The following is an 11,418-nucleotide window of genomic DNA, read 5'->3' on the forward strand; positions in this document are numbered from 1 at the left end:
CCACCGGGTAGGGCTGTGCAGCTACATTACCCACAAGTAGCATGGGTTCTGAGCGCGCGCTCAGCGCTTGCGCAAGCAGCAGTGCCATCCCGCACCTGGAGGAGAGCCATCGTGCCTCGTACCGTCAGGGACGTCGTCTTCGTAGACGGCGTCCGTACCCCGTTCGGCAAGGCGGGCCCGAAGGGCATCTACCACGAGACCCGTGCCGACGACCTCGTCGTGAAGGCGATCCGGGAGCTGCTGCGCCGCAACCCCGGTCTCGACCCGAAGAAGGTCGACGAGGTCGCCATCGCCGCGACCACGCAGATCGGCGACCAGGGCCTGACCATCGGCCGTACCGCCGGCATCCTGGCCGGTCTGCCGACCTCCGTGCCCGGTTACTCCATCGACCGCATGTGCGCGGGCGCCCTGACGGCCGTCACCACGGTCGCCGGCTCCGTCGCGTTCGGCGCGTACGACGTCGCCATCGCCGGCGGTGTCGAGCACATGGGCCGCCACCCGATGGGCGAGGGCGTCGACCCGAACCCGCGGTTCGTCAGCGAGAAGCTGGTCGACGAGTCCGCCCTCTTCATGGGCATGACCGCGGAGAACCTGCACGACCGTTACCCGCAGATCACCAAGCTGCGCGCCGACGAGTACGCGGTGCGCTCGCAGGAGAAGGCCGCCAAGGCCTACGCCAACGGCAGGATCCAGGCCGACCTGGTGCCGGTCTCCGTCCGCCGCACGAGCCCCGAGGCCGGTGAGACGGGCTGGGGCCTGGTCACCGCCGACGAGCCGATGCGACCGGGAACGACCCTGGAGAACCTTTCCGGGCTGAAGACCCCGTTCCGCGTGCACGGCCGGGTCACCGCCGGCAACGCGGCCGGTCTGAACGACGGCGCGACCGCCTCCCTCATCGCGTCCGAGGACTTCGCGCGCGAGAACGGCCTGCCGGTCAAGATGCGGCTGGTCGCCTACTCCTTCGCGGGCGTCGAGCCCGAGGTCATGGGTTACGGCCCGATCCCGGCCACGGAGAAGGCCCTCGCGCAGGCGGGTCTGTCCATCTCCGACATCGGTCTCTTCGAGATCAACGAGGCCTTCGCCGTCCAGGTCCTGGCCTTCCTGGACCACTACGGCATCGCCGACGACGACGAGCGCGTCAACCAGTACGGCGGCGCCATCGCCTTCGGCCACCCGCTGGCCTCCTCGGGCGTCCGTCTGATGACGCAGCTGGCCCGCCAGTTCGAGGAGCAGCCGCACGTCCGCTACGGCCTGACCACCATGTGCGTCGGCTTCGGCATGGGCGCGACGGTCATCTGGGAGAACCCGCACTTCGAGGGGGACAAGTGAGCACCACCGCTGAGCTGCTGAAGGGTGCGGCCGAGCTGTTCCCGGACGAGGTCGTCACGTCGGCGCACGTACGCCACTTCGACCTGCCGCTGGGTGCCGGGCGCTTCGCCCTGATCACCCTCGACAACGGCCTGGACCACACCAAGCCGACCACCTTCGGTCCGCAGTCGCTGGCGAACCTGAACACCGCCGTCGACCAGGTCGAGAAGGAGGCCGCGGCCGGCGAGATCGTCGGTGTCGGCGTCACCGGCAAGCCGTTCATCTTCGCGGTCGGCGCCGACCTCAAGGGCGTCGAGCTGCTGAAGGAGCACGAGCACGCGCTCGCCATCGGCAAGGGCGGCCACGAGGTCTTCAAGCGCCTCTCGGGTCTGGCCGTGCCGACCTTCGCGTACTACAACGGCGCGGCCATGGGCGGCGGCGTCGAGGTCGGTCTGCACTGCACCTACCGCACGGTGTCCGCGGCCCTGCCCGCCTTCTCGCTCCCCGAGGTCTTCCTCGGTCTGGTCCCCGGCTGGGGCGGCTGCACCCTGCTGCCGAACCTGATCGGCGCCGACCGTGCCGTCCAGGTGATCATCGAGAACTCGCTCAACCAGAACAAGCAGCTCAAGGGCGTCCAGGTACACGAGCTGGGCATCGCCGACGCCCTGTTCGAGGGTGCGGACTTCCTCGAGCAGTCGCTGATCTGGACGGCGGCCGTCCTCAAGGGCGAGATCGTCGTCGACCGTCCGGTGATCGACCGCGGCGAGGCCTGGGACCAGGCCGTCGCCAAGGGCCGCTTCATCGCGGACAGCAAGGTGCACGGCGCGGCCCCGGCCGCCTACCGCGCCCTCGACATCATCGCCGCGGCCAAGAACGGCGACCTCCAGCAGGGCTTCGACGCCGAGGACCAGGCCCTCGCCGACCTGATCATGGGTGGCGAACTGCGCGCCGGCATCTACGCGTTCAACCTGGTGCAGAAGCGCGGCAAGCGCCCCGCCGGCGCCCCGGACAAGAACCTGGCCCGCCCGGTCACCAAGGTCGGCGTCGTGGGCGCGGGCCTGATGGCCTCGCAGCTCGCCCTGCTGTTCCTGCGCCGCCTGGAGGTGCCGGTCGTCCTGACCGACATCGACCAGGAGCGCGTCGACAAGGGCGTGGGCTACGTCCAGGCCGAGATCGACAAGCTGCTCGGCAAGGGCCGTATCAACCAGGACAAGGCCAACCGCCTCAAGGCGCTGGTGTCCGGTGTGCTGGACAAGGCCGAGGGTTTCTCCGACGCGGACTTCATCATCGAAGCCGTTTTCGAGGAGATCGGTGTCAAGCAGCAGGTGTTCGCGGAGGTGGAGGCGGTCGCCCCGGCGCACGCGATCCTCGCCACCAACACCTCGTCCCTCTCGGTCACCGAGATGGCGTCGAAGCTGAAGAACCCCGAGCGGGTCGTGGGCTTCCACTTCTTCAACCCGGTCGCGATCCTGCCGCTGCTGGAGATCGTGCGGGGTGAGGCGACCGATGACGCGTCGCTGGCCACCGCCTTCGCCGTCGCCAAGAAGCTGAAGAAGACCGCGGTCCTGGTGAAGGACGCCCCGGCGTTCGTCGTGAACCGCATCCTGACCCGTTTCATGGGCGAGGTGCAGAACGTCATCGACGAGGGCACCCCGGTCGAGGTCGCGGAGAAGGCGGTGGAACCGCTCGGCCTGCCGATGTCCCCGCTGGTCCTCCTGGAGCTGGTCGGCCCGGCCATCGGCCTGCACGTGTCGGAGACGCTCAACCGGGCGTTCCCGGACCGTTTCACGGTCTCCCCGAACCTCAAGGCGGTCGTGGAAGCCGGCAAGCGCGGTTTCTACGTCTACGACAGCGGCAAGCCCGAGCTGGACCCGGAGGTCGCCGCGCTGCTGAAGCAGGGCGACACCGTCCTCACCGAGGAGCAGGTGCGGGCGCGCGTCCTGGACGCGGTGGCGCAGGAGATCGGGCTCATGCTCGACGAGGGTGTCGTCGCCGAGGCGCAGGACATCGACCTCTGCCTGATCACCGGTGCCGGCTGGCCCTTCCACCTGGGCGGCATCACGCCTTACCTGGACCGTGAGGGCGTGTCGGAGCGGGTGAACGGAAAGCAGTTCCTGGCTCCGGGCGTGGCGTCGATTCCGGCGTAGCACGGAGACGTACGCGGACACGCACGCGTCAGGAGAGGGCCTCCGCCGTCGGCGGGGGCCCTCTCCTCGTCGTCGCGTGGGGGGGCCGGGTCAGACCTCCCGCCACGCCGTCAGCGCCAGCCCCGGTTCGTCCTTGCGGCGGGTGACGAGGAGCCGGCCGGCCGACGGGGACAGGCTCACCGCGACCACCCGGTCCTCGTGGTCCCGGCCGAGGGACACCTCGGCGTCGGCGGGCAGTCGGGGGCCGGACTCGGTCCACCAGGCACCGGCCCCCTCCTTCTCGGTGGGGTACGCCGCGAAGGCGACCCGGCCGCTCGAGGAGCGCTGGGCGAGCAACGTGCAGTCGTGGCCGTCGAGTTCGCAGCGTACGGCGGCCACCGGGCCGGGGCCGGCCGCGGCGAGCAGGGCGACGGGCTTGCCGCCGGGGCGCCAGGCGCACAGGTCGCCCGAGTCGTCGGTGTAGTAGAGGGTGGTGTGCTCCGGCGAGGTGGCGAGGGCGCGCAGGGTGCCGGCGCGCACCGGCGTCTCCAGCGACTCTCCCAGAACGGGCGGGGTGCCCGGCTTCTCCTGCCGCCAGTGCTGGAGTCCGCCCGGGACGGCCGCGCACGCCTCGACCCGCCCGGACTCCCCCGCGAGCGCGACGGGCGTTCCCTGGACGTCCGGCCCCTTGAGGTCGCGCCAGGGGTCCCAGCCGCCCTTCTCCTTCTGCGCGACCATGCCCAGCCCGGTGCCGGCGCGGGCCACGAAGACGTGCGCCCGCCCCTGGGCGTCCACGGCGACGGCGGGGGCGCCGGTGCGGTCGCCCTTCGTGTTCGGGTGGCCGATCGGGGTCCAGTCGAGGGCGGCGAGCAGGGGCCGGAAGTGGGTGGAGTGCACCAGGCCCGACTGTGCCGGCACGGTGGGCCGCCAGGAGACCAGATGGGCGTAGTCGTCGGCCCCCCGGCCGACGGCCAGGACCGGATGCACCTTCTGGTCGCCGCCCACCCTGCGGGGCGGGTCCCAGGCGCCGCCCGGAGTGTGCTCCGCGCGGCACAGGACCGCGTCGTCCGACGTCAGGTAGACACAGAGTCGCCCGTCACGGCCGCGTACGAGCCATTCGCCGTTCACCCGATCACTGTATGACGACCCCCTCGGGACGCCCTCGCGCGGGGCACGTCCGAGGGCCGTCCTCCGGGGCCGTGCTCCGGGGGTGCCGTGCTCCGTGGCACCCTGGGCGCCATGGACGACGACGACATCCCGCTGCTCGTGATCGTCGACGCCGCGAACGTGGTGGGATCGGTGCCCGACGGGTGGTGGCGTGACCGGCGGGGTGCCGCGGAGCGGCTGCGGGACCGGCTGGCCGCCGACGGGCTGCCGGGGCACCCGGGGCCCGTGGAGGTCGTGCTGGTCGTCGAGGGAGCGGCCCGCGGTGTGGAACCGGTTGCCGGCGTACGGGTGGAGGCGGCGCCCGGCAGCGGTGACGACCACATCGTCGACCTGGTGGCCCGCTCGGGAGACCGCCCCCGCCTGGTCGTCACGGCCGACCGCGAGCTGCGCCGCAGGGTGACCGCACTGGGCGCCGAGGTGACGGGGCCCCGGACCGTCCGGCCGTGAGGCGATCGCCTCCCCCACCATCCCGGCGTGAGCCGTCTCCCGCGCCCACACCCCTGAGCCACCCGCCACGCCGCCCCATCGCCCCTCCCCCGAGCGGCAACCGGCCCCGCAATCCCCGCCAGGGCGGGAGACACACGGGGCCGTGGAGCGCAGCGTTCAGCGGCCTTCGCCCGGGTCGGGCTTGATCACCTGGCCGACGGAGCCCTCCTGGCCGCGGCCCAGACGGCTGTGGGAGCGGCCGTACAGGAAGTAGACGGCGAAACCGGCCGCCATCCAGACCGCGAAGCGCAGCCAGGTCTCGGCGGGCAGGTTGAGCATCAGCCACAGCGAGGCCAGCACCGACAGGATCGGCAGCACCGGCACCCAGGGGGTGCGGAAGGAGCGGTGCAGGTCGGGGCGCTTCTTGCGGAGGACGATCACGCCGATCGCGACGACCACGAAGGCGAAGAGCGTGCCGATGTTCACCAGCTCGGCGAGTTCGCTCAGCGGCGTGAAGCCGGCGAGGATCGCGATGAGGACGCCCAGCAGGATGGTCGGCCGGTGCGGGGTCTTGTACCGCGGGTGGACGTGGGAGAAGAACCGCGGCAGGAGTCCGTCGCGGCTCATCGCGAAGAACACGCGGGTCTGACCGAGCAGCAGGATCATGCAGACCGTGGTGAGGCCGACGGCGGCGCCGAAGCTGATGAAGCCCGCGAACCACGGGTGTCCGGTGGCCTTGAAGGCATCGGCGAGGGGCGCGGTGATGGACAGGTCCGTGTAGTGCTGCATGCCGGTCACGACGATCGAGACGGCCACGTAGAGGGCGGTGCAGATCAGCAGGGAGCCGAGGATGCCGCGGGGCATGTCGCGCTGCGGGTTCCTGGTCTCCTCGGCGGCGGTGGCGACGACGTCGAAGCCGATGAACGCGAAGAAGACCACGGAGGCGGCGGTGAAGATGCCCATGACGCCGAAGTTGGACGGTGCCCAGCCGAACATCAGCTGGATGAGCGGGGACTGGAGGCTGTCGCCCGCCGGCACGGCCTGCGCCTTGGGGATGAACGGGTCGTAGTTGTCGCCCTTGATGAAGAAGGCGCCCGCGATGATCACGACGAGGACGACGGTCACCTTGATGGCGACGACGACCGAGGTGACCCGGGCGGACAGCTTGGTGCCCAGCACCAGGATGGCGGTGAGGACCAGGACGAGCGCGGCGGCGAGGATGTCGAAGCCGAAGCCGTCGGCGCCGTCCCGGCCGCTGAGCGCCGCCGGGAGCTGCCAGCCCGCGTTGTCCAGCAGCGAGGCGACGTAGCCGGACCAGCCGACCGCGACCACCGCCGTGCCGAGCGCGAACTCCAGGACCAGGTCCCAGCCGATGGTCCAGGCGGGCAGTTCCCCCAGGGAGGCGTAGGAGAAGGTGTACGCGGAGCCGGCCACCGGGACGGTGGAGGCGAACTCGGCGTAGCAGAGCGCGGCGAGCGCGCAGACGACGCCGGCCGCGACGAAGGCCAGGGCGACCGCGGGGCCGGCGTTGTTCCTGGCGACCGTGCCGGTCAGGACGAAGATGCCGGTGCCGATGATGACGCCGACGCCGAACACCGTCAGGTCCAGTGCGGACAGGGATTTCTTGAGCGCGTGCTCCGGTTCCTCGGTGTCGAGGATGGACTGCTCGACCTTCTTCGTCCGGAAGAGGGCGTTGCTCACGGGTGACCTCCCACGCTGTGTCGTCCCCGACATGATCGAGAGGGGGCGTACTGCGTATGCCCCGGCGCGGCCTCACTCACGCAGATGGGCCGGTTTCACCACTCTCTCAGCGGTGAAACCGGCCCGGCAGGGGTGGCGGCGCGGGTCCCCTTCGGGCGCGCGCGGGTCCCGTCAGTCGCGCGCGGGCTCGACCTCGGGGCCGCGCGTCGTACCGCCCGTCGAGCCTGGAGACCAGGCCGGTGACCTGGCGGGCGATGTCGGGGGCGGTCAGCCCGATCTCGGCCATGACCTCGGCGCGGGAGGCGTGGTCGAGGAAGCGGGGCGGGATGCCGAAGTCGCGCAGCGGCACGTCGACCCCGGCGTCGCGCAGGGCCTGGGCGATCGTGGAGCCCACACCGCCGACGCGGGAGTTGTCCTCGACGGTGACGACGACGCGGTGGCGCTCGGCGAGCGGTGCCATGGCCTCGTCGACGGGCTTGACCCAGCGCGGGTCGACGACGGTGGTGGAGATGCCCTGCCGGTCGAGGAGGCCGGCGATCTCCAGGCACATCGGGGCGAGGGCGCCCACGGAGACGAGCAGCACGTCGGGCCGGTCGGTGCCCGGCTCGCGCAGGACGTCCATGCCGCCGACGCGTCCGACGGCCGGTACGGCGGGGCCGACGGCGCCCTTGGAGAAGCGCACCACGGTCGGAGCGTCGTCGACCTGTACGGCCTCCCGCAGCTGGGCCCGCACCTGGTCGGCGTCGCGCGGCGCGGCCAGCCGCAGGCCCGGCACGACCTGGAGGATCGACATGTCCCACATGCCGTTGTGGGAGGCGCCGTCGGTGCCGGTGACACCGGCCCGGTCCAGCACGAAGGTGACCCCGCACCTGTGCAGGGCGACGTCCATGAGGACCTGGTCGAAGGCACGGTTGAGGAAGGTGGCGTACACCGCGAAGACGGGGTGCACGCCGGCATGGGCGAGGCCCGCCGCGGAGACGGCGCCGTGCTGCTCGGCGATGCCGACGTCGTAGACGCGCTCGGGGAAGGCCTTGGCGAACTTGTCGAGGCCGACGGGCTGGAGCATGGCCGCGGTGATGGCGACGACGTCCTCGCGCTCGGTGCCGAGTTTGACCATCTCCTCGCCGAAGACGGAGGTCCAGTCGGCGCCGCTGCTGGCGATCGGCAGACCCGTGTCGGGGTGGATCTTGCCGACGGCGTGGAAGCGGTCGGCCTCGTCCTGGAGGGCGGGCTGGTAGCCGCGGCCCTTCTCGGTGAGGCAGTGCACGATGACGGGGCCGCCGAAGCGCTTGGCGCGGGCCAGCGCCGACTCCAGGGCCTCGAGGTCGTGGCCGTCGATCGGGCCGACGTACTTCAGGCCGAGGTCCTCGAACATGCCCTGCGGGGCGATGAAGTCCTTCAGGCCCTTCTTGGCGCCGTGCAGGGTGTCGAAGAGGGGCTTCCCGACGACCGGGGTGCGGTCGAGGATGTCCTTGGTCCGGGCGAGGAAGCGCTCGTAGCCGTCGGTCGTGCGCAGGGTCGCCAGGTGGTTGGCGAGGCCGCCGATGGTGGGCGCGTAGGAACGCTCGTTGTCGTTGACGACGATGACGAGCGGGCGGTCCTTGGCCTCGGCGATGTTGTTCAGCGCCTCCCAGGCCATACCGCCGGTCAGGGCGCCGTCACCGATGACGGCCACGACGTGGCTGTCGCGTTTGAGGATCTCGTTGCCCTTGGCGATGCCGTCGGCCCAGCCGAGCACCGTGGAGGCGTGGCTGTTCTCGATGACGTCGTGCTCGGACTCGGCCTGCGAGGGGTAGCCGGACAGGCCGTCCTTCATCTTCAGCCGGGAGAAGTCCTGCCGGCCGGTGAGGAGTTTGTGCACGTAGGACTGGTGGCCGGTGTCCCAGAGCACCTTGTCCTTCGGGGACTCGAAGACCCGGTGCAGGGCGATGGTGAGCTCGACCACACCGAGGTTGGGGCCGAGGTGGCCGCCGGTCTTGGACACGGCGTCGACGAGGAAGGTCCGGATCTCCCCTGCCAGCTGGTCCAGCTCCTCCAGGCTGAGCCGGTCCAGATCGCGCGGTCCCCTGATGCGGGTCAGCAGCGGCACCCGTGCCTCCTTGCAGTAGAGCTGATCGGGCTGTTGCCGGGCTCGTCGAGTCTAATGTTCCGCCCCGGCGGGCGGCGCCCGCCCCTTGCGTCGTACGTCACGGCTCGGCCGTACCCAGGATGCGGGCCTTCCATGACACGGCCGTACGACTGATGTGGCTGTGCGACATGGCTGTACGACATGGCTGTGCCCGGCACTTCACAGTGCCGGGCACAGTGGGGTCCTGCGGCGGACGCGCCGTACGACGCGTCCGTGAACCGTCAGCCGCGGCCGGCGGCCTTCTGGCTCTTGCGGGAGATCGAGTCGATGACGACCGCCCCGAGGAGAACACCACCGGTGATCATGTACTGGATCGAGGTGTTCATGTTCAGCAGGTCGAGACCGGTCTGGATGGACTGGATGACCAGCATGCCCAGGAGGGCCGACCACACGGTGCCACGGCCGCCGAAGAGGCTCGTGCCGCCGATGACCGCGGCGGCGATCGCCAGCATCAGCGTGTTGCCGCCACCGGCGTTCAGCGTGGCGCTGGCGGTCTGCCCGGCGAAGAACATACCGCCGACCGCGGCGAAGCCACCGGCGATCGCGAACACCGTGATGCGGATCATCGGCACGTTGATACCGGCCCGGCGGGCCGCCTCGATGCCGCCGCCGACCGCGAAGACCTGACGGCCGAAGGTGGTACGGCGGAGCACGAAGTCGACGATGACCAGCGCGGCCAGGAAGATGACGAGCGCGTTGGAGACGCCGGCCGCGTTGTTCAGCACGGCCGCGGCCGTGAAGGACGCGAGGGCGAGGGCGCCGACGCGCAGCAGGATCTCGCTGGTGGGCCGGTACGGCACGCCCGCGACACGGCGGCGGCGCTGCTCACCGAAGGAGCCGATGAGCATGGACGCGACACCGAGACCGGCCAGGACGTAGGCGCCGATGATGCCTGGTCCATGAAGAACGAGTTCTGGCCGAGCAGGTGGACCGGGCCGGAGTCGGACGGGATGTTGATGGTGCCGCTGGAGCCCAGCAGCCACAGCATCAGGCCGTTCCAGCCGAGGAAGCCGGCCAGGGTCACCACGAAGGCCGGTACACCGAGTTTGGCGAAGAACCAGCCGTGCAGGGCGCCGATGGCGATGCCGGTGATGATCGTCAGCAGCAGCGACAGCCATGGGTTCATGGTGTGGTCCACCACGAACACGGCGAACAGGGTGGAGGCCAGGCCGCTCACGGAGCCGACGGACAGGTCGATCTCGCCCAGCAGCAGCACGAACACCAGGCCGATGGCGAGCATGCCGGTGGCCGAGAGGAAGAAGCTGATGTTGGAGAGGTTCTCGGCGCTCAGGAACCGGTCGTTCTTGAACTGGAAGATCGTCCAGATGACGATCAGGCCGATGACCACCGGCAGCGAGCCCAGCTCGCCGCCCTTGACCTTGCGCTTGAACTCGGTGATGTAGCCCTTGAAGCCCTCTTCGCGGACCAGCAGTCGCGGGTCGACGACGGTGACCGGGGCGGCCGTGGGGTCGTCGGCGGGGGCGACGGTGTTCTGCTCCTCCACCACGCCCTCGGCCTTCTCGGTCTTGGTGGTGTCGCTCTTCACGGTCTTGGACGTGTCGCTCACTTTGCCGCCTCCGCGGTGCGACGCCCCGCACGACGGGTCACGGCGTTCTCCGTGGCACCCGTGATCGCGGCGATGATCTCTTCGTGGCTGGTGTCCTTCACGGGGAAGGAGCCGTTGTTCTTGCCGAGGCGCAGGACGGCGACGGTGTCCGCGACCGCCTTGACGTCGGCCATGTTGTGGCTGATGAGGATGACACCGAGGTTGCGCTCGCGCAGTCGCTCGACCAGGTCGAGGACCTGCGCGGTCTGCTCGACGCCGAGGGCGGCGGTGGGCTCGTCGAGGATGACGACCTTCGGGTCGCCGATCAGCGCGCGGGCGATGGCGACGACCTGGCGCTGACCGCCGGAGAGGCTCGCGATCGGGATGCGCACGCTCGGGATGCGGATGGAGAGGGTGGACAGCAGCTCGCGGGCGTTCTTCTCCATCGTCACCTCGTCGATGACGCCTCGGCGCAGCAGTTCGCGGCCGAGGTAGAGGTTGCCGACGACGTCGAGGTTGTCGCAGAGGGCGAGGTCCTGGTAGACCGTCGCGACGCCGAGGCCCTGCGCGTCGTGGGGCCTGTTGATGCTGACCGGCTTGCCCTCCCATTCGATGACTCCGTCATCGATGGGGTGGACCCCGGCGATCGTCTTGACCAGGGTGGACTTTCCTGCGCCGTTGTCGCCCACCAGGGCGACCACTTCTCCGGCGTGGACCTCCAGCTCGACGTCGGTGAGTGCCTGCACCGCACCGAATCGCTTGGAGACTCCGCGCAACGCCAGCACGGGCGTAGCGGACACGTGAACCATCTCCTTCGCCGCCTGACCGGCGGGGATGCCGCGCTGTGACAGAACAGGCGCGGAAGGGTGTGCGCAGCGCCGCGGGTACGGGGCGTTGACGCACGAGGTTTACAAGATGAACATGCGCGAGCCCGTCGCACTTGGCAACGGCTCCGTCCGACGCCCGCCCCGGCAGCGGGGTGTGAAGGTGGGGGCGGGCGTCGAGGGGTCTCGACG

6 protein-coding genes and 2 pseudogenes are annotated in these 11,418 nt (G+C 70.6%); 3 read left to right on the forward strand and 5 right to left on the reverse strand.

Annotation, left to right across the window (positions count from 1 at the left end; all coding sequences use genetic code 11):
* The first annotated feature begins 111 nt into the window (after positions 1 to 111).
* Both BM536_RS26960 and BM536_RS26965 read left to right on the forward strand, forming a co-directional pair.
* Positions 112 to 1,329, forward strand: a complete 1,218-nt coding sequence (locus BM536_RS26960; protein WP_073493311.1) for a thiolase family protein — start codon at positions 112 to 114, stop codon at positions 1,327 to 1,329.
* The gene (locus tag BM536_RS26965) at positions 1,326 to 3,455 is read left to right on the forward strand and encodes a 3-hydroxyacyl-CoA dehydrogenase NAD-binding domain-containing protein (protein ID WP_073493309.1); all 2,130 of its coding nucleotides are present in this window, start codon (positions 1,326 to 1,328) and stop codon (positions 3,453 to 3,455) included. The genes BM536_RS26960 and BM536_RS26965 overlap by 4 nt, the downstream gene beginning before the upstream one ends.
* Positions 3,456 to 3,545: 90 nt before the next feature.
* Here the strand turns inward: BM536_RS26965 and BM536_RS26970 are convergent, their stop codons facing one another.
* Positions 3,546 to 4,562 (reverse strand): PLL family lectin, encoded by a 1,017-nt coding sequence (locus BM536_RS26970; RefSeq protein WP_073493307.1) that lies wholly within the window; start codon positions 4,560 to 4,562, stop codon positions 3,546 to 3,548.
* Between the two features lie 111 nt (positions 4,563 to 4,673).
* On the opposite strand from BM536_RS26970, the gene BM536_RS26975 reads away from it, so the two are divergent.
* Complete coding sequence (locus BM536_RS26975; protein WP_073493346.1) at positions 4,674 to 5,048, forward strand: PIN domain-containing protein; 375 nt, start codon at positions 4,674 to 4,676, stop codon at positions 5,046 to 5,048.
* A gap of 156 nt (positions 5,049 to 5,204) precedes the next feature.
* Here BM536_RS26975 and BM536_RS26980 read toward each other — a convergent pair whose 3' ends face one another.
* From BM536_RS26980 to BM536_RS26995, 4 genes and pseudogenes are all read right to left on the reverse strand, one after another.
* A complete protein-coding gene (locus tag BM536_RS26980) occupies positions 5,205 to 6,728 on the reverse strand; it encodes an amino acid permease (protein ID WP_073493305.1) in 1,524 nt (507 codons plus the stop codon).
* A gap of 171 nt (positions 6,729 to 6,899) precedes the next feature.
* Positions 6,900 to 8,817: pseudogene (gene dxs, locus BM536_RS26985) on the reverse strand (1-deoxy-D-xylulose-5-phosphate synthase).
* Between the two features lie 260 nt (positions 8,818 to 9,077).
* Positions 9,078 to 10,423: pseudogene (locus BM536_RS26990) on the reverse strand (sugar ABC transporter permease).
* Entirely contained in the window at positions 10,420 to 11,211 is a 792-nt protein-coding gene (locus BM536_RS26995) for an ATP-binding cassette domain-containing protein (RefSeq protein ID WP_073493304.1), read from the reverse strand. Before BM536_RS26995 ends, BM536_RS26990 begins: the two are co-directional and overlap by 4 nt.
* Between the last annotated feature and the right edge of the window lie 207 nt (positions 11,212 to 11,418).

It is taken from the genome of Streptomyces phaeoluteigriseus, assembly GCF_001896135.2.
In the GTDB taxonomy this organism is placed as follows: domain Bacteria; phylum Actinomycetota; class Actinomycetes; order Streptomycetales; family Streptomycetaceae; genus Streptomyces; species Streptomyces phaeoluteigriseus.

Excerpts from the sequence above, each read along its gene's own strand:
- BM536_RS26995 (WP_073493304.1), bottom strand. The coding sequence starts at position 11,211 with ATGGTTCACGTGTCCGCTACGCCCGTGCTGGCGTTGCGCGGAGTCTCC.
- BM536_RS26975 (WP_073493346.1), top strand. The coding sequence starts at position 4,674 with ATGGACGACGACGACATCCCGCTGCTCGTGATCGTCGACGCCGCGAAC.